We start from the raw sequence: 19,449 nt of genomic DNA, 5'->3' as shown, positions 1-19,449 counted from the left end.
CTGTAGCGTGCATTCCGATTGAGGAGAGTATAGTTCCGGTGTCCCGCCCCAAATCGCCTTTCAAAATTGCCGTCATCGGTGCCGGGCCTGCGGGACTGAGCACGGCACGCTTCATCAAGCAGGCCGGACACAAGGCGGTCTTGTTCGAGGCCGAAGACCGTCTGGGGGGCAAGTCTTTTTCCGTTGTCCGTGGCGACGCCATGAATGAGATGGGCACGTGTTACACCACCCGCTCTCACAAGCTTGTAAAGAATTGGATGCGCCAGCACGGGATCACGCTGAGCCGTCTGGGTGAGGCGCGGTATGATGGCCTGAAGGTCGTAGACTATGTCAGGACTGGTGACGGTCCGCCCATGGTATTGCAGGCCCTGAAGTTTATCTGGGCTGCCGGACGGCTGCGGCGCGATATCCGAGACCGACCAGACGATCCGGACGTGCGCGCGGAAGCCGCCATGACGACAGCGGAATGGGTGAAGCGACTCAACCTGCCGAAAATCGACCTTGCGTCTCACCGAATTCAGACAACGCAGGGTTATGGATTCACCGACGAAGCCACGATTGGCCAGACCGTCCAGTGGTGCGATCTGAACTATCTCTTGTCAGGCGTCCTCAACGACATGCACATGCCTGATCAGGGCTGGAGCGAGTTCTGGAACCGGTTCGCTCAGGATCTCGACGTGCGGCTATCGAGCCCGGTGACCCATCTCGACCGGTCCGGACCAAAGCCCGTGATCACGACGGCTGGCAAGAGCGAAGAATTCGACGCTGTGGTCTCCACCGTGCCGATGCAGAATTTCGTCAAGTTCTGCGCCGCAACGCGCGACGAGATGTTCATCTGCAACGGCATTGAATGGCAAAACTATACCACTACGCTGCTGACCTCGCCGGACTGGTTCGAAGGTCACATGATCATCGGCTATTCAGAGGCCAGCATGGACAGTACGCGGAAAGGAGCAATCCTGGGCGGTCGCCGCGAAGGCGAAAGCGAGGAATTGGGCGGCCGTCTCTACGTGACGGGCCAGTTTTCGACCGGCCTGACCGCGCCGGAACTTCGTGAGATCCTGCTGGCCGATGCGGAAAAGCACGGCTTTACCATCGAAAGCGTGATCCAGCAGAAGGTCTGGCAATACTTCCCGCAATACAAGGTAGAGGCGGTGCGCGACGGCCTGTTCGGTGCGCTGAAACGCGTACAAGGCCATCAACGTACCTGGTTTGGTGGGGCCAGCTTTTCACATGAACTGGTCTGCAGCGTTGTGGAACAGGCGCAAGACATGGTGAAGGACATGCTCAACCAGCTCGTGCACGCCCCTGCTCCGCAGGACTCACCGGAAACAGCAAAAGTGGCCGAGACGGTCTAGACAGTCTCGGACTCCGGCACCGCACAATATTGATCAATGAAATCCTGATGACTCGGCATCTGGGAGACCGCCCTTTTGATATTGGCTGCCAGGCCACCCAAGGCCGTCGTCAATTGGTCGTCTGTCATCAGATGGCCCATATGGTGATAGCCCTTGGGCTTCAGCCGCTGACCCAGCATAACCTGCAGCCAGGAATCCACGCGGAACAAATCATCCGTCGCCTGATAAGCAAGGCCATTCTCACGGAACAGGGAAATACGTTGTGCCAGCGAGTCAGGGACCGGCATGTCGCGGCGTGCGCGCCAGAAGTCCGAGTCGTCGCGCTCAGTCAGCTTGTAGTGCAACACGATGAAATCGCGGATTTTCTCAAGCTCGCGTTCGGCCTGTTCATTATAGTGGTTCGCAATCGCCTCACTTATCCCGGCAAACGGGAACTGCTGGACCAGACGGGTCGCCCCGACCTGGATGAGATGAATGCTGGTGGATTCCAGTGGCTCAACGAAGCCGCTCGACAGGCCAAGCGCCACGCAGTTCTTGTTCCACACCTTCTTGCGACGACCGGTCTTGTAACGGATCAGGCGAGGTTCGGTCAGTGGCTCCCCATCGACATGGCCAAGCAGATATTCCTTTGCCTCGTCCGGCTGCATATTCTCGCTGCAGAAGACAAGGCCGTTGCCGACCCGGTGCTGTAGCGGGATACGCCAGCGCCAGCCTGCATGATGCGCGATGGCGCGAGTATAGGGCTGAGCGGGGCCGACCGAGCGCGTCTGCACTGCCAGCGCACTGTCGGTCGGCAGCCAATGAGTCCAGTCTTCATAACCCGTCTTGAGGGTCTGCTCGATCAGCATACCCCGGAACCCGGTACAGTCGATGAAAAGGTCGCCCTCGATACGTTCGCCGGATTGCAGTTTGAGCGCCGTGATGAAACCGCTCTCGCCATCCTGCTCGACTTCTTCGATCAGGCCCTCAACACGCTTGACGCCCTTGGCCTCGCTGAAGGTCCGCAGGAATTTCGCGTAGAGACTGGCGTCGAGATGATAGGCATAGTTTATGTTGGCCTTGTCGGACGTGAAGAACCGTCCCGCCTCTGCAGCCTGTAATTCGAAACAGTAAGCGTCGAGTTCAGCGCCAATGCCACGCTCCTGCGCGTACATCCAGATATTGTAGAATTCGCCCATCCAGTTCGACTTGCCGACCTGGCCGAAGGAGTGAATGTAGCGATCACCAAGCCCGCCCCACTCCTCGAACGCAATGCCGAGTTTGAACGTGGCCTTGGTTGCGCGCATGAAGTCGCGCTCGTCGATTCCCATCAGATGGTGGAACGTACGGTGCGTCGGGATGGTTGCTTCGCCGACTCCGACTGTGCCGATGGCATCGGATTCCACCAGCGTTATGTCCAGCAAGGGGCCAAGCAGGCGTGAGAGCGAGGCCGCAGCGATCCAGCCAGCTGTGCCGCCGCCAGCAATGACTACTCTCCTGATATTCTGCGTTTCCAATGTGATCCCCGGTTCTTTTTATAGTCTTCAGCGATTGAACTTGTTCAGCAAGAGTGCACGGAGCCGCCGCGCCTTCACCTCATCGAGCGGCCCGAGATTGCCCTGAGCCGCTTCGGGCAAGTGCGCAGCCGGCTGCTCGGAGGGTCCGAAAATATAATAGTCGAACAAGGCCTTCCAGGCCTGCTTCTCCGGCTCCGGACGATCCCGCAAGCTCAGTATGGCGTGCAGCAAAGTGTTTTGGGGCGTATCCATGAAGGCTGGCGACGTGTTCCACCAATAATTTATCATGGCCGTGAAATCGCCGATACCCTCAACATTGTGCCACCAGAGTGCTGGATAGAACAGTACATCGCCCGGCTCCAGCTCAGCCACCTCCCCAGCGGCCATGGCCTCGGCAAAGCGCGGGTAGCGCGCAAGGTCTGGATCACGGAAGTCTACCATGCTCACGACCTGTCCGCCGGGCGTGGGCTCCAGAGGGCCGGGATAGAGATTGGCCACCTGCTCAGGCGGGAACAATGTGAAGCGTCGCTTGCCGACCATACAGCAGGCCAGATTGTTCGACATGTCGTAATGGGCTGAAGCAATCGTATGGTTGCCCATCCAGATGCTGACCAGTGGCTTGTGCGCATCAAACATTGGATCGTTCAGCACCAGGCCGTTCTCAACGCGCATGCCCGGAAAGAAATTGTCAAGATCGGTCGAACCGATATAGAAAGAGCGCCCGTCAGGCGATCTTGCCGTTTCGCGCACCCGATCAAAGAAGTCCGGCAGCGGAACACGGTCGCGTTCGAAATTGAAGCCGTCTACCGCCTCAGTATAAAAATACCGCCCGCCTTCTCCTGGCGCACTGCGATATTCCACGACCGGACGCCCGCCATAAAACGAGGCGATATGGTCCATGGCTGCGTCCAGTGACTGCAAGCCCTTCTGGACCAGAGGCCACTTACTCGCCACTCCTTTCAAGATGACGGGCTCTTGGTCTCGCATCAATTGATCGTAAGGTATGGCGTCCGGCGAGATGCCGTCCAGTTCCTTCGTTTTGCGCTGTATGTCCAATGCGGACACGGTTTCCTCCCAGAGGGTCAGCCGCCAGCTGCCCGTTTTGCGTTCTTCATATTGATCAGCCGGTTCACATTGCCCAACGAGGCCAGCACAAGATAGGCTGCGCGCAGAAATCCGCCACGATGGAGCTGTTGCAGCGCCTCCCCTTCCAGGGCGGCCAGCTTTTCTTCGTTCAGTGTAAAGAGGTCAGGCACCTTGTATTCGGTATGGTCATCAAGTTTGACGTCCAGTGATACAGGCTCGATCAAGCCGGCCTGCTCGAAAGCTGCAAACATGGGCGCGGTCATATCCGCGCCGACCGTAATCACGCGCAAGACCTGGCTGATATGCTGCAAGTATGGTGCATTGCCGCCATGCGCGAGAAAAAGCGGCTCGCCCTCCGTCTTGCTGACGCGCGGATTTTCAAGGTCCACATGGATCATCGGTTCTCGGCGGACCTCGCCATCGACTTCCTGGTTCTGGAAACCGATCATGAACGGGCCGCGCTGATGGATCGCGGGCACATAACGGGCCTGCCAGCGCGCACCATCAAGGAAGAGGTTTTCGCTTTTGTCGAGACCGAGCAGGATCACGCAGTAAAAAGCCCCCTCCTCGTCCTTTCGGAAGAAGATCGGGTATTCGCGCTGAAGCTCGGAAAACTCTGTCGGATAGACCGCTGCCTGATTGACGCTGTCGCCATAGGCCGCGCCAAAGCGGGTGATCACCTTGAGATCCGGATGATCGATATTGTTCAGAAGTGCCATCTTGGCCATGAGGCGCCTTTCGGTGCTGCTTACGCTCGTTGTGTCGTGCGAGCGCGTTTCCGTCATGATGAAACAATCCTCCCATGCTTACAAGCGGGGGCAAAAAAGGCCGCTGCAAGCAGCGGCCTTTCCTGAATGTTCCAAGTCTCGTTCCAGTCGTCTCCGACTAGAACTTGTAGCGGACGCCAACCTGGTAGCGTGGTGCCAGCTCGTAGACATAGTACACCTGCTCCGGCACGCGGTGGTAAAGCCGCTGGTCTTCACCGGCCAGATTGATGCCCTCGAAGGACACGGCAATCTGGTCGTTAATGTCATAGCTGACATTCAGGTCGATCTGGCTGTATTCCTCGGTATAGATACCGCTTCGGTCTCCGCCTTCGTTCGTGTTGAGAAGGAAGGTATCGCGCCAGTTATAGGCCAGACGCGCGGAGAAACCGTACTTTTCATAGATCGCCGTTACGTTCGCCGTGTCGGATAGACCGAGCAGTGCGAACTGGTTCTCGTTGATGTCTCCGGCCGGATTGAGCTCAACGTCGCCATTGACCAATGTATAGTTGGCCTGGAAACCAAATCCGGTCTCCCCGAAGAAGTGCTGCCAGGCAAATTCGAGCCCGTCAATGTTGCCTTCGCGGTTATTGATCGGCTGTTCGACACCAAATAGTGCCAGCGGGTCGCTGGCATTGGTTGCGACATCATATTGTCCGAGAATCTGGTCCACATAGCTTTGCGGCAGGACACCGCCGACAAGCTGGGATTCGAACTCGGCACGCGCCGCCGCAGTATCCCCGCCATTCGCGTCGATCAGGGCTGTCAGTGTAAAGAGGTTGGCTTCAGATTGATCGACACCCAGCGTATTGATAATAGCCAGAGCATCTCCAGACCGCGAACCAGACACTCCTGATGCGGGATCCCGCAAGCCGAACAAATTGCGCTCGACCACACCGTTACCAATGAAGTTTTTCACCTTCTTGTCGAAGTATCCGAGCGATACATAGCTTGAATCATCGTAGTACCACTCAACCGAGGCATCGAAATTGGTCGATTTGAGAGGTAGCAAGCCCGGGTTCTGAGATTCACCCGTTAGTGAACCGCCAAAGGCCGTTGGGCGATTTGGCGCATCCGTGGTCGTGGACGAGAAAAGGTTACTATATGCGGCCCGGCCAATTGTTTTGCTGAACGATGCACGTGCAACAACATTTTCGGTCAGATCAACCTGAAAGTCGACGTTCGGAAGCACTTCCTCATAAGCGCCCTTGCCCGATAGATCTTGCTGGGCACCAGACTGGACGATGAGGAAATCGTTGTCTGACTGCCACAAGAGGCCCGACGGGATCGACTGAACCGTTGTCGAATTGACGTTGGTGTCCTCATAACGAACACCGATATTGGTGCGCGTCGGAAGCCCCATGAAGTCGCGCTCGATATTGAACTGAGCATAGAAAGACAGAATTTCTTCCTGCACAGTGTCGTCGGTTTCAGAGACGTTGACCGCGTTGCCAGCATAAGCCGCTTCCAAAATCGGGAAGAGCTGAGCCGCGTCAGTGCGGAACGCGACGTCTGCCTGCCCCACAGCTACGTCGTCGAACAGACATGAGAGACAATACTGCTGCATCGCACCTGGAGCGAATTGTTCAACGTCGCCGGGATTGGAGATACCCCATGAACCAAGGTCCTGCTGGGTTGTCCGTGTTGTACGATCCATCTGAGTGTCGCGGTAATTACTGCCAACCGTCAGACTCGTACGATCGTCGAAGTCCCAGACGAAGCGCAGATCAAACTCGTCAACCTGATGCTCCATATTGGCAGAGTTCGACCGTTGCACCTGGGTGCCGAGATCACCTGCATCCAGCACGCCATTGCCATTTCCGCGAACGGAATCGTCAATCGTGTAGGACTGGATCGGAGAGCCGCTACGATAATCCACCGAGTGTTGGAGAATAACCGGCGCGCCCATTGAAACGAATGTCGCAACGTGGCCGAGTGGATTGTTACCGCCGGATTCCGACTTCGAGCTGTGCGCATCGAAGATAATGGTTCCGCGTTCGGAGAATTCCCAATCAGCGTTGAAGCCGATCGAATTCATCTCGTCCTTCGTCGCGCGATTGGTTTGCTCAAAGCCGATGTCCTTTGAGCCGTTATTGTTCTCCTGCATGAACACAGCCGTAGCGACCGGGCCATCATTATCGAAAATGATCTGGTCCAACGGCGTCGCAAACCAGTTGGTCTGCTCATAGCGCAGTTCGTCGGCCTCATTCTGGGCGTAAGTATAGTCGCCGGTCAGGGTGAGGTTATCAATCGGACGGAACTGGAGCACCAGCTGGCCGTTGAGACGCTCTCGGGAAATATCCGAGAAGTCGTAGCGGCTGTCCTGCGCGATGGCGTAGAGTTGGCCAGCAGCTGGCGGGTTCGTGATTTGCGTCGAGCCATCGCCGCGAACATAGCTGCCATCAATCGTGCCGTCAGTGGATTCACGGACGATCCAGTCATTGATCTGCTGCGATGGCGCGCCGGAATCCCGCTTCGAATAAGATCCGAAAATACCGATGCCGAAACGGTCGGAAGGATCGGTCCAGCTGACAAGACCTGACAATTCAGGTGTGAAGTCATCACCAGCTTCAACGCTCGTATCGTTGATCGCCTTGGCCGAGAATGTCGCATTCAGACCTGGATCGTCAAAAGGCGTCCGTGTCTTGATGTTGACGGTCGCGCCGAGGCCACCTGATGGCAGCACGGATTGGCCAGTCTTGTAGACTTCCAGTCCGTTGACGCCTTCCGAGGCGAGGTTTGCGAAGTCGAATGCACGGTCACCACCAGCGCCGTAATTGCCGCGGGCACCGATAGCGCGAATTTTGGCGGTTGGCATGGTCCGGCCATTCAGCGTGACCAAGTTGAACCCTGGGCCAAAGCCACGAACGGTGATTTCGGAGCCTTCGCCGTTGACCCGGTTGATGGACACACCCGTGATGCGCTGAAGCGATTCCGCGAGGTTTGTGTCCGGGAACTTGCCGATGTCTTCGGCCGAAATGGCGTCGACAACACCATTGGAGCTGCGCTTGATGTCCATGGCGCGCTCGAGCGATCCGCGGATGCCCTGTACGACCACAGTTTCCTGCGTCAGTGTCTCTTCATTCGCGTCTTGCGCCTGCGCTGCCAATGGCAGGGCTGACAGCAGCGACACCGCGGACGCACTGCACAGCAGCGTTCCCCATTTTACTTTCCGTGCGGAATCCGCACGGACCTTGTCCGTGGAAACAGTCATTACAATCCTCCCTGAGACAGGCCACTCACGACGGTGGTGCCGGTCTTCAATGCTTGTCTCGGTCAGGCGGACTGCCCCTGCAATCTACCTACCCGACCCTCAATGCATCACCAAATGTTTGCGCTATCAAGTGTTTCATGACGAAAAGTTTGGATTGGTGGCGCTCAGTTTGAGTTGGATGAAACCGATTTCACCGCTCTTGCAACAATTTTCTCCCCGTAGCTATTGGGACTTTCGCAATCCGGTACGGGACTGAGCAATTGCGGTAGAAAATTTTTCAAAGATCGATTTTTCCGGATTTATGACAAGGTTGGCAAAAAGGCCACACTCTCGAACCCATAACCCTGCGGGAAGGAGGAATCGCAAACCCACCGAGCAGGGCCCTCTCGTCGACGCGCTCCATCCCCAAAAATATATTGTGCGGGCTCGATCAAGACGCCTCGCGCCCGGTGGCGCCACATTCAATCGAGCCTTTGGGATCAAGTTGCACGCCCCATTCGGCACCATCTTCCAGTGCCGAGAACTTCAGATGGATCGAGACACGTATGACCCACCCTGCCCCCGTTGACTTGCTCATCCGAAATGCGTGGATCGTCACCATGGATGCGGCACGGCGAGTATACCGAAATGGCGCAATCGCCATCGCCGGAAACCGCATTCACAGCGTCGGTCAGGACAGCGAAATAGCCACGTCGGTAAGCGCGCGCGAGACACTGAACGGCAATGGCTTCGTTATCACGCCTGGATTCGTCAATTGCCATGTCCACATCACGGGCGAACCACTGACCCGGGGCATCGTGCCAGACAATACCGACTGGGCTGAAAACGTCTTCGGATGGCTGATCCCGATGTACATGACCCAGACCCCGGCGGACGAGCGCCTGTCCGCTCAGTTTGCGGCACTGGAAATGCTCCGCACCGGCACCACGACCTTCATCGAGGCCGGCACGATCCTGAACCTTGAAGCCGTGGCGGATGGCCTTGCACAAACCGGCATCCGCGGACGAATTGGTCAATGGCTGCAGGACCGCGCCTTTGCACCCGATGACGATCAGACGGCGCTGACCGACTCGGCGCTGTCGCGCATGGACGACCAGTCCAACGCCTACCCGCAGACGGAGGATGCGCTGATTTCGGCCTGGCCGCTTCTCGTGGGCCACAACACGGCAACGGACGAATTATGGCGTGGCGCGTCGGATCTTGCCCGCGCGAAAGGTTTGGGTGTGAGCGCCCATATGAGCGCGGACCCGGCAGACCCCGACTATTATATCGCGACCTCCGGCAAACGCGCCATCGCCCATCTCGCAGATATTGGCGCGCTGGGCCCGCATTTGTCCCTGACCCATGCGGTGCACCTCGACCAGGCCGAAGTTGACCTGCTCGCCTCAAGCGACACCCATGTCACGCATTGTCCGATGACCGCCATGAAGGGCGGGTATGGCGCCAGCTCTGCCGGCCTGTTCCCGGAAATGGCCGCCGCAGGCGTGAACATCCAGCTGGGCACGGACGGCAACAATAATGGCAATACGAGCGATATCATGCGCGCCATGTTCGCCATGGCAGGCCTGTTCAAGGATGCACGCCGCGATGCAAACCTGTTCTCGGCCTATAGCGTACTGGAAGCGGCCACGATCAATGGCGCAAAAGGCGCGCAGATGGCTGACCAGATCGGGTCGCTGGAACCGGGCAAGAAGGCCGACTTCGTGCTGCATGATCGCAACCGGCCGGAATGGGTGCCCCTCTTCAACCCGGTCAACCAGCTTGTCTACTCCGCCGATGGCCGGGGCGTTCACAGTGTCTGGGTTGATGGGCGGCGCGTGGTCGAGAACTACCGCTCCACGCTGATCGATGAAGACCGCTTGCTCGCCGAGGTCCAGGCCGCTGGCATGGCGCTGGTCTCACGCGAAGGCCGCAGCGTCCCGTCGGAATGGCCGGTCCTCTGAGGGAGGCCCGAGACGACACAATCTGGAAATTCGGAGAAAATGGTGGGCGGTAACGGGCTCGAACCGCTGACCCTCTCGGTGTAAACGACGCACTTTTTCTTATTTTACATGGAGTTCTCTGTAAACCGCATCAGGTTTTCCGTATTAAAAACAAGGCTCGTTGGCACCAAGTGTAAACCGCAAATGTCATCACTCTGGCATCGGAACTAGGCGCTTGTCGTCATGTCTTCCTCGCTTGCCCAATCGGACTGGTCCACCCGTAAAGTTAGAGTTGGCGGTTTCTGAAATGCCTGGCTCTGGTGGCCCAGTCGTGGTGCTAAAATACAGCAGCGATGAAGTGCTTGGCTCTGGTAATCCGGCCTTGGTGTTAAAATCCAGCAGCGATTTTGACCTTGCCATAATGGCACAGGCCGACGTTGCGGGCAAACTCGGCAGGAGATTGCCCATTGTGAGCCGTATGAGGTCTCCTCTCACTGTAGTCCATTCTCGACGTCTCAAGTAGCTGTATTGCTACGGTCAAGGAAACGAACCCGTTGGCGTTCATGCATTCATCCCGGAGCTATCCATTAAAGGAATTCATGTGCACGCCATCTGCCGAGGTACTGGGCCACGAGAAATCCATTTTGATTTGTTTAGATACGTACAAGAGCCCAAGATTTGATCGGTAAGCGCGTCACCATTGTAAGATAGCTAAAGCACTTGCCGGATCACTTTCTTCAGATCCCGTCAATGGTTGAGCTTTATCAACGTCTCTTTTCTATCGATTGAATTCAAACAATAGAGGTTGCTCCAGCCCCTTCTTTATCCGTATACTGATTTCGTCAAGCAACACCTTTACTGAATGCGCGGATGAGTTGGCTGAGCGCTCCCTCGGCTTCAGCGAAGCACGAGCCCGGTTCGTCCCGCTCATGATATTCGATAATGACTGCCAGGCAGATAGCCGCTAACTCTCTGGCTAATCCATTCGCGCCTGCGGATGCTTCGAGACTTTTGCGAAAATCATTTGTCAATCGATCAGCAGCCGTGCTGACCTTGCGGGATTCGACGTTCGGACGCGCGCGTAACAATTCGCCCCTCCGAAGATGCCAGCCTTTCTGGACGAGAGACAAGGATGGCTTGCGAAGTTCAGCGGTAACGAATCCGTCGATCAGATTGGCAAGCAAAGTGCATACGGCCAAGATTGCTACGTCATTGCGGAAACTTTTCTCAAGCATCCTTGTTTGCGCAGTATAAAGGTCCAAAAGAATATCGACGGCGGCATTTGAGAGCATCATCGCAGACACGTCAGCTTTGCCATCGCCTACCGCATTTCTCGCCAATGCCGCGACAACAGTCACTCGCCCGGACCCGATTGAAGTTTTCTGCACAAGAACAATAGCCTACATTTCCCCGAAGAGAGTCGACCTCACAGCGGCAAGACCAATCGAATGCGTAATAACTCATGCTTCGGACAGCTTGTTCAGAAGCAGAGCTAGCCAAGGCGAAGACTCTTGTACTGGAACCTGCTTAGGAAGCACATACCGCCACGATGTTCTGAGACGTTTCGGACAGCCCATCGATGCGCGCTTGCCGGTCCGGTATTTCTGCCGACTCAACAAGCTCGTCAATCGACTCTTGTCCTTGTTCCTCAGCGCCTGTTGCTAAGCACTCACAAAAATCCTGACTCTCCTCCTCGCTCAAACCGTCTGCAACAGAAACCGCTACGCAGACGCGCTGCAAATCATCTCGGCCCTCCGCTTGCGCGCTCGCACAATACAGGGCCGCAAAACCAGAGGCAATCAAAGCAAACTTTTTCAACATTTTACCACTCCCTTTTTTTAATCCTTGCTCGAACTTAATTATTAAGTCATTTGCAGCATACGAAATTTAGATACATTCGTTTCGCATTAACGACGCACCGCACCTATTTTTCTTCCGTCTCCTGAATGAAATTCATGACGAGTTTTTCAAATCTCGCAGCATGTTCAATTTGCGCCCAATGCCCGCACTCTCCAAAGACATGCAACTGAGACCTCTTGATCAACTGCGACAGCCGCAGGCCATTTTCCAGCGGCACAACCACGTCTTCACGCCCATGAATAACCAGAACCTCATGAGGAATTTCCTGGATATCGCGCTCATCACTTGCCAAGTGCTCCAGCCATCTCCCCCGAGGCGCAGGAAACATCGCTGAGAATGACTCTTGAAAGCCCGGACGAATGCTTGCTTTGTACCGTAGTTCAGCAAGCTCATCCGTTACCAAACTTCGATCATATGCAAAGATATCCAGCAAACGGCGCATATTTTCAATGGATGGAGAATACCCCCAAACCTGGTCAAGTCCCTCACTCAGCCCCAACGCCAAACCCGCGCTTCCCATCAGAACAATGCGCCGAACTCTATCCGGGTGTCGAATAGCCATCGCAAGAGAAATCGCACCCCCGAAGGAATTGCCTACGAGATCGGTCCGTTCAATATCAAGAGCATCCATCAACCCAACAACCTGATCGAGCCAGCTTTCCATATTATAGTAGTCTTTGCCCGGACGTTCCGAATATCCGAAGCCGAGCATATCAGGAGCAATTACTCTGGCCACCTCACTAAAATTTGGCATTGCCAATCGCCAGTTTGCCCAAGCTGAAACCCCCGGCCCGGATCCGTGAATCAGAAAGAGCGGTTTCCCAGAGCCGAGATCATGATAGTTCGTCTTTACACCGTGAACTTCAATGGTACATGCGATCTCTGGGTTGGTATCTTCAGATACGCTCTGAATGGCCATGCTAGAATCTCCTAAATGCAGCGTCGGGGGTCGGACGAATCTGGATCAGTTTTGCGGACGCGCCGCTCAAGCCCCTGTGCCCATAAACTTATGTCCCCACATGCTGATGCTGTCATATCGGACGACAGACCAATCTGACTCGATGGGTCGAGCGCCCCATCCATACTCGACAGCAAAGCCGGAAGGCGTGACGCCGTAGAACGAATACATGTGGTCATTTGTGTGCCGACCGAGCGTCATCACGATCTCATTCTTCTCTGACACGCGATCATATGCGCGCCCGACATCATCGAACGAGCTTACTTCCAGCATAAAGTGGTGTAACTTCTTGGAGGCGGGCGCTTGGATTAATGCCAGGCTATGATGGCGCCTGTTGCAATGGAGAAAGTTCACCTGAAGCTTCACGTCCGGATTGACCTGCCAGTCGATGATGTCGGATAGCTCCATTCCCAGTCCACGGATGTAGAAATCCAAAGAACGTTCAATATCTTCAACACTCAAGACATAGTGCCCAAGTCCCTGATCCTGAGTTAGAAATCCAGATACACCCGTAGGCGAAATAAACGGCTCTTCGTAGAGTTCGCTGGCACCATAATACACCTCAATCTTGATCCCTGACGGATCAAGGCAGGATACCAAATCAATCACTCCCCGTTGCGCCAACAGCTTGGAATCGGCCTGCTCGACGGAGATACCCATTTCCTTTAGTCTTTCGGCGATCTCAAGCATCTCGGCCCGATTCGAAGCTTCGAACCCCGCATACAAAAGATCATCTGCCGCACCTGGATGGACTGCAACCCGCCAATTTCGAGAATCCATTCTCAGAAAGAGAGTGTCATCTCTCGTCCCAGCATCCATTAGCCCTAACGTTCCGGTTGCGTAATCCCGCCACGCATCAATGTTTGATGCAGAAAAACCCAGATATCCCAACTTCTTAACGCTCATTGTCTTCTCCCTGTCTTTTTGATTTTAGTATGTATCCGTACTTATTATACTTCACGCGATCGTCTTTGCCGCCAATTTGAAAACGTCTTTCATACGAATGAGTGGATCACGAATTGATTTCGCATCTACCTGCATCCTCCGCTCAATGATTTTTGATGCGAAAGAAAAATCTGCCGTCTGGTCTATTGAAACAACAGATTGAAGCTCCCCACCATTCAATCGACACACCGTCATTCCGGTCCCTCCGGGATCAACCCTAGTGACGACATCGCCGGGACCAGTGACTTCGCCCATCATCTGTATCCGATGCCCCGCTATCTCCGTCCAAGAAATCGGAACTTGCGGCGCTGGCTCACCCTTTCCGAGCATTGCTCCCGCAGCCACAGCCGCCTGGTTTTGAGAATTCAGATAAGTCTCCAGACTGCGGCGCCCTCCGCTCCTGAGAGGCCAACTTGCGACATCGCCCGCTGCGTACACCGTGTCGCTTGAAGCCATACCAACTGAATTCACAATGATGCCCCTCGCGCACGCCAATCCAGCATGCTCTGCCAAATCGGTGACAGGCTCCGCACCAACGCTGACGATGGCCAGATCACCAGAAAATCTTCTTCCGTCGCCGCATCGTACTTCCCGGAACGAGGGGTCCAGATCTACATGAGTAATTGAGACGCCCGTGTGGACTTCAACCCCTATGGCCTCCAATTCCTCTCGACACCACGAGCCTATTGTCTTGCCCAGAACACGCAACAAGAGCTCATTGGCAGTCTCAAGGATAATCGCCTTTGCACCCATCTTCTGAATTGTAGTGGCAAGCTCACATCCAATGAGGCCTCCCCCGATGATAATGACTTGCGCCCCAGGGGAGATTGCTCCCTGTAGTGCGACGCAATCGTCAAGCGTCCGTAGTGAGTAAAGTCCCAGCGTTTCGCTATGCGCATCAAGACGCAGAGACCGCGCCCGAGATCCAGTGGCAAAAAGGAGCTTGTCAAACTTGAGGTCCGAGCCAGATCTCACCTCAATCCGCATCGAGGGCAAGTCTATTGCTTCAACGCGAACTCCCAGGCATTTCTCGACCCTGTATTCTTCGCTCCAATTACAGCCCATTAGCAAAGGGGGGGCAGATTTGGTCGCTAAAGCAGACTTTGACAAGGACGGTCGATCATATGGCTCATACGGCTCGTCGCCAAAGAGGAAAATCTTTCCCTCAAACCCCTGGTCTCTGAGCGACCGACACGCTGTCGCCCCAGCCAGACCCGCACCTATGATCGCGAAATTCTGCATCAATCGTTGACCTTACCAGATTCGAAATCCACGTAGACGTCGTTGCCCTCCACCTTCACGGGATAAACAGTTAAGGCCGCGCAAGCGGGCGGAGCCTTCACTTTTCCCGTCCGCACACAGAATTTTCCCCAGTGAAGCGTACACTCAATGACGCCATTTTCGAGAAAGCCATCCGCTAACGACCAGTCGCCATGTGTGCAGCGGTCCTGAGTCGCGAGTATCTCTCCGTCTAAGTTGAATAGCGCGATCGGTTCATCGAACAACTCCACCCGCAACGCGTCACCTTCAGGAACTTCGTCTAGGCTACAAACTTTCTTAAAAGCCATTACGATACCTAGAAAAAGATGCTGAGATTATTAGACAGGATCGTACTTTGATCGATGTGTATGGTTCTCTTGGCGATCATGAAGCCGAGCTTATTGTCACTGCGGCGCAGTACATCCATTCGCTCTCCTGCAAAAATATCGACCTGTCGTTCCAGACGATTTCGATAAAGAATAAATGACGACGTCACATGAATTTCTTGATCATCACTTGCATCGTTAATGATGACGTTCGCTATGATGTGGCGCGTTCGCGAGGCCGGACTTTCCGACCATCCGACATCCGACATTAATTTGCGCTGCCGCCCACGCATCATTACTAGATCATCATCAAAATGCGCGTACTCACCATCCTTAGAGTATTCGAGCTTTTGATCGCGCCTCGTGCGGTTCGTTCTCAACGGCATAAAGTACCTGATGTCCTTGTCCAGAAGGTCAAACCAATCGTTGAACTCGTGCCGATCAAGCAGAAGAGACTCCTTATAATAGAATTGCTCAACTTCATGCTGCAGCAGCAGAGCGGCAGTGCTTATCTGCGACGCTGATGACTCTGGTCCCACTTTTTCTTTCAGCATAATTATCTCCAATTTGCGCGATTTATGCGCCCGTTATTCGCGAGGGTTAATAGAACTATCGGTTGAGCGCACTTCGCTCTGCCTACGAAACGGGTGATCCGCTCACAGACCTCCCTACTTTGGCCCGAGCGTGTCCCAATCAGGTTCAGTCATCATACGGATCCACTGACGATAGAGTCCGCGAGCGGCTTCTTCATTGTACACATACCCAATACTGCCCGGGTAATGCGGATTATCGGCAGCAGAACGACCTTTTCCCATTTGAATGTTGAACCGGCGCTTCCTAGCCTGATGCCCTCGCAACACAGCCTGGATTTCGACCCAGTTTTCACCATCGTCTTGCTCGAATACGCCTCCGGCAGAAAATGTTCTTAATGTCTGACGGCGGTACTCTTCCTTGATCTCGTCAGGAGCATCAGCATCTACAACTGTAAATGCCCATATCTCTGTCTCGTTCGGGCCTCTCGGCTGCCAGGTTCGAACGGTGTTTATACCGGGAAGGAATGAGCAGGTTGGGAAAACAGTCATGTGCTGGACCATCAATTGACGCGCACGCTCTGCGCTTCCCAAGCGCTTCTCCGCCCTGGCGGCCGCTTCACCTTCCGTCCAATATTTAGCAATCTTGGGCCCCATGATAGCCACCAGCATACCTGGCTCTCCGACATAGAAACCCGTTCCGTGCCCGCCCCACTTCGCCCTGAACTGGTATCCCACCGTCGGAATCTTCGCATCCGAAAGCTCCATACCTTCGGGCAGGCCCGCCTCGATACCGGACAGATGGGATACGGTTCCGGCATGATACATGTCACTACAAAACTGCTCAGCGGCAAACTTCCAGTTGCATGGGATAACCCATTTCTGCATGCCGCTGATAACTTCAGTACCCGCCTCGGTTCGATCGAGCATGTGGTCCATGTAGAATGTCGCGTCACCAAGATACTCGCGCAGATTTGGCGCGTTTTTATCCCAGTTCGCGAAGATCAAGCCCTTGTAGGTCTCAACCCTTGCCTGGCCCGGCCCCCACTCGGCCTTGTTGAAGTCCTCACAGAATGCCTCAGACTCATATGGTACGTTCACCAAGTTTCCGCCGATGTCGTACGCCCACCCATGATAGCTGCATGTAAACGATTTTGCGTTGCCGCCATCGGTTCGGCAGATTCTCATCCCCCTATGCGGGCACTGGTTTAGAAAAACCTTCAAGCTTCTATCTTTTTGACGCACAAGAATGACGGGATCCTCGCCCATATAGGCCGTCAAAAAGTCACCGGCTTTGGGAACATGTGTCTCGTGCCCGAGCATAATCCATGATCGTCCGAAAACGCGTTCCTGTTCCAACTCATACAGATCCTGATCTGAATAAATTCTTGGATCAAGCGTGCCATTCTCTTCGTCAAGCAGAGCCGTTATCTCCTCGACATTCCAAACATTTTTCTTCTCGAACGCCTTTGGTTCGGTCCCGATGTTCAGGCGCGTCTTTGTCTTAGCCGTCGTCATATTTTGTAACCTTCCTTGATATCATGAGCCGCCCATGCCTCCATTTTTAATATGAGGCCTGCCGGCAGAATTAGCCTTCCTTGTCCGGACTTTCCAAAATCAGACCACGCCCCTTCAAGAATTCTACGGCTGACCAAATATGAAAAGATAGCGCCTCAACTGCCGCATCGGCGTCACGCGCAATGGCCAACTCGAAAATCTTCTCGTGTTCAGAATGAGCCAACACGCCAGGGCTTACTCGACTGGCTGTAGACAACCGCCGGTAGCGTTCCGCTTGCTTGTAGAGAATAACTCGGAACTTCTGCACCCAGCGAGAGGAAGAAGCCGATACGAGCGCATCATGAAATTCCTGATTGCGCTGCTCCCATATCTCGAATCCTGCGATTGGATTAGCTTCGAGCCTTCTCTCCGCAAGGGACAGTTGGTGATATGCTTGGACAACCCGACCTTCCCAGTCATCTTTCCCGGATACGATACTATCCCGCAACGCTGATGCTTCCAGCAGAACCCGCGCCTTGGTCAAATCCTCGAAATCAACAAGCGACATCGGCGCCACTCGAAAACCTTTTTGGGATTGAGTAAGGACGAGCCCATCCGACACGAGGAGAGATAACGACTCCCTCACAGTGCCAACACTCACTCCATAATTTTCACTAAGTGGCTGAAGCCGCAGCTTGTCACCCGGTCCATACTTGCCGTGGATAATATCGAGACTCAACTGCTCGTAAGTCGACTCAATCAGGCTCCGAGGCCCGTCTGATTCGGACTCAAATTCCGTCCGGCGCTGGAACATTTCACCCGTGGACATGATTGATAGTCTCTTCCTCACCTTGGATTATTCTTTTTTATCAAATAAAATTATTTTTTTTCTTATGTCAACAAAATTCAGGATTCATTCCCGATTTCTCAGCATTCCGTCTGGGCCATAGAGTCCCACGCACGCCCGATATTCGTGTTCATTATCCTTTGCCCAAGCGCCTGACAAAATGTTCACTCGAGAGATAATCCAGACGCACGTTAGCGTTCGCACTTCCGCGTAGCGCGCCTCAAACAAGCACTCTCATGAATCTCAAAACCAATTCATTTACTTCCTCAGGCCGTTCTTGTTGAATCCAATGACCGCATCCGGATAGAATGTGCGACCCGACATAATTCGGAACGAACTCGCCTACACGATCAATTGCCTCTAGCCCCCATCCTGTCGTGACATCGCACTCTCCCCCAATAAACATCGCAGGTGGAAGAAGCTGAGTGCCGTCATGTGACTCAAGCTGCTCCCAACTCTTTTGAATACCTCGATAATAGGAAAAAGGCCCTATCATTCCTGACCGCTCGAACTCTTGCGTATAGAAGTCCAAATCATCCGTTCTCAACCAGACCGGAAGATCGGCTGGCGCATGCATTTTGTCCCGCATTCGAGCACCAAACGGTATACTAAGGGCGCTCGCACGTATGATGTCCACTTGCGGTAAGTCCAAAAGTCCAGACAAACCCGCACCCTTCATACTCTCGCCTGAAAAGGCCCACAGAACGTCGCGCATCCAACCACCCGAATCTTCTTCGAATTCCCGTATGGCCGGTGCCAGCGAACCAAAATAGTCCTGATAGAATTGTTGGTCTGGTCCAGCCAATTCTTTATGAATATCTTCTGGAGAGCGTTCACCGAAAGGAGAGCCAGGCAGAGCAATTAGCCCGCGCCCAGAGAAAGGAATTGCAAGCCCCACAACGCCACGGAAGATTTCAGGATGCAACCAGGCCGCCGTCCAGGCAATCATTGCCCCCCAGTCATGCCCAACGACAACGGCACTTGAGGCACCTAACGCCCTGACCACACCCACGATGTCCTCGACAACAGATTTGATCAGATAATATTCGGAGTCCAAGAATTTGGATGATCGCCCATAGCCTCTTAGATCAATGGCAACGGCCCGGTAACCGGCCTCGGCTAAAGCTGAAAGCTGGTGGCGCCACGAATACCAGGACTCCGGAAAGCCGTGAACGAGTATGACTAGTGGGCCTTCACCTTCGCACACGGCGTGAATTCGGGCAGAGCCGACAGTCAATAATTGTGAGCTTCTTTGTTGCATGATTTTTTCCGAAATCAGAAATCAAAATTGTCTCTGTGCGTCCGTGAAGGCCGGTTCCAAAAAAGCAAGTCCGGATAGCCCCTCGGGAGGTATCCTGCTGCTCCGAAATAACTTGACCGCATAGC

Annotated in this window: 16 protein-coding genes and 1 pseudogene; 2 read left to right on the top strand and 15 right to left on the bottom strand. The window is 54.5% G+C overall.

Annotation, left to right across the window (positions count from 1 at the left end; translation table 11 throughout):
• The first annotated feature begins 38 nt into the window (after window positions 1-38).
• Complete coding sequence (locus L53_RS12355) at window positions 39-1,358, top strand: FAD-dependent oxidoreductase (RefSeq protein WP_034815897.1); 1,320 nt, start codon at window positions 39-41, stop codon at window positions 1,356-1,358.
• On the opposite strand, the gene L53_RS12350 is transcribed toward L53_RS12355, so the two are convergent.
• The 4 genes from L53_RS12350 to L53_RS12335 all read right to left on the bottom strand — a co-directional run bounded on the left by L53_RS12350 (window position 1,355) and on the right by L53_RS12335 (window position 7,918).
• The gene (locus L53_RS12350; protein ID WP_034815895.1) at window positions 1,355-2,854 is read right to left on the bottom strand and encodes a tryptophan halogenase family protein; all 1,500 of its coding nucleotides are present in this window, start codon (window positions 2,852-2,854) and stop codon (window positions 1,355-1,357) included. The genes L53_RS12355 and L53_RS12350 overlap by 4 nt on opposite strands.
• 27 nt (window positions 2,855-2,881) lie before the next feature.
• The gene (locus tag L53_RS12345) at window positions 2,882-3,919 is read right to left on the bottom strand and encodes a cupin-like domain-containing protein (protein ID WP_051607915.1); all 1,038 of its coding nucleotides are present in this window, start codon (window positions 3,917-3,919) and stop codon (window positions 2,882-2,884) included.
• A gap of 17 nt (window positions 3,920-3,936) precedes the next feature.
• Entirely contained in the window at window positions 3,937-4,725 is a 789-nt protein-coding gene (locus L53_RS12340; RefSeq protein ID WP_233347798.1) for a SapC family protein, read from the bottom strand.
• Window positions 4,726-4,825: 100 nt separating this feature from the next.
• Window positions 4,826-7,918 carry a TonB-dependent receptor gene (locus L53_RS12335; protein WP_084333429.1) on the bottom strand — a complete coding sequence of 1,031 codons (3,093 nt, stop codon included), beginning with the start codon at window positions 7,916-7,918 and terminating at the stop codon, window positions 4,826-4,828.
• Between the two features lie 545 nt (window positions 7,919-8,463).
• On the opposite strand from L53_RS12335, the gene L53_RS12330 reads away from it, so the two are divergent.
• Window positions 8,464-9,861: an amidohydrolase family protein gene (locus L53_RS12330; protein WP_034815890.1), complete on the top strand. Its 1,398-nt coding sequence runs from the start codon at window positions 8,464-8,466 to the stop codon at window positions 9,859-9,861.
• A 367-nt stretch (window positions 9,862-10,228) separates the two neighbouring features.
• On the opposite strand, the pseudogene L53_RS17780 reads toward L53_RS12330, so the two are convergent.
• The 11 genes and pseudogenes from L53_RS17780 to L53_RS12280 form a co-directional block, all read right to left on the bottom strand.
• Window positions 10,229-10,408, bottom strand: a pseudogene (locus L53_RS17780) (hypothetical protein); the annotation flags it as partial.
• A gap of 274 nt (window positions 10,409-10,682) precedes the next feature.
• Window positions 10,683-11,198 carry a hypothetical protein gene (locus L53_RS12325; protein WP_034815888.1) on the bottom strand — a complete coding sequence of 172 codons (516 nt, stop codon included), beginning with the start codon at window positions 11,196-11,198 and terminating at the stop codon, window positions 10,683-10,685.
• A 169-nt stretch (window positions 11,199-11,367) separates the two neighbouring features.
• A complete protein-coding gene (locus L53_RS12320; protein WP_034815885.1) occupies window positions 11,368-11,661 on the bottom strand; it encodes a hypothetical protein in 294 nt (97 codons plus the stop codon).
• Window positions 11,662-11,764: 103 nt separating this feature from the next.
• Complete coding sequence (locus tag L53_RS12315) at window positions 11,765-12,619, bottom strand: alpha/beta fold hydrolase (RefSeq protein ID WP_034815882.1); 855 nt, start codon at window positions 12,617-12,619, stop codon at window positions 11,765-11,767.
• A 66-nt stretch (window positions 12,620-12,685) separates the two neighbouring features.
• Complete coding sequence (bphC, locus tag L53_RS12310) at window positions 12,686-13,564, bottom strand: biphenyl-2,3-diol 1,2-dioxygenase (protein ID WP_034815878.1); 879 nt, start codon at window positions 13,562-13,564, stop codon at window positions 12,686-12,688.
• 51 nt (window positions 13,565-13,615) lie between these two features.
• A complete protein-coding gene (locus tag L53_RS12305; protein WP_051607914.1) occupies window positions 13,616-14,845 on the bottom strand; it encodes an NAD(P)/FAD-dependent oxidoreductase in 1,230 nt (409 codons plus the stop codon).
• On the bottom strand, window positions 14,845-15,171 hold the full coding sequence (locus tag L53_RS12300; RefSeq protein ID WP_034738357.1) for a bifunctional 3-phenylpropionate/cinnamic acid dioxygenase ferredoxin subunit: 327 nt from the start codon (window positions 15,169-15,171) through the stop codon (window positions 14,845-14,847). The genes L53_RS12305 and L53_RS12300 overlap by 1 nt, the downstream gene beginning before the upstream one ends.
• Window positions 15,172-15,179: 8 nt before the next feature.
• Window positions 15,180-15,743, bottom strand: a complete 564-nt coding sequence (locus tag L53_RS12295; protein WP_051607913.1) for an aromatic-ring-hydroxylating dioxygenase subunit beta — start codon at window positions 15,741-15,743, stop codon at window positions 15,180-15,182.
• Between the two features lie 114 nt (window positions 15,744-15,857).
• Window positions 15,858-17,237, bottom strand: coding sequence for an aromatic ring-hydroxylating dioxygenase subunit alpha (locus L53_RS12290; protein ID WP_084333425.1), 1,380 nt, complete (start codon window positions 17,235-17,237; stop codon window positions 15,858-15,860).
• A gap of 70 nt (window positions 17,238-17,307) precedes the next feature.
• Window positions 17,308-18,045 (bottom strand): GntR family transcriptional regulator, encoded by a 738-nt coding sequence (locus tag L53_RS12285; RefSeq protein WP_198019812.1) that lies wholly within the window; start codon window positions 18,043-18,045, stop codon window positions 17,308-17,310.
• 238 nt (window positions 18,046-18,283) lie between these two features.
• The gene (locus L53_RS12280) at window positions 18,284-19,324 is read right to left on the bottom strand and encodes an alpha/beta hydrolase (RefSeq protein ID WP_034815872.1); all 1,041 of its coding nucleotides are present in this window, start codon (window positions 19,322-19,324) and stop codon (window positions 18,284-18,286) included.
• Window positions 19,325-19,449: the final 125 nt, after the last annotated feature.

It is taken from the genome of Hyphomonas sp. L-53-1-40 (genome assembly GCF_000682775.1).
GTDB lineage: Bacteria > Pseudomonadota > Alphaproteobacteria > Caulobacterales > Hyphomonadaceae > Hyphomonas.
The sequence above is the reverse complement of the archived record's forward strand: the minus strand, read 5'-3'. Positions and strand labels throughout refer to the sequence as shown.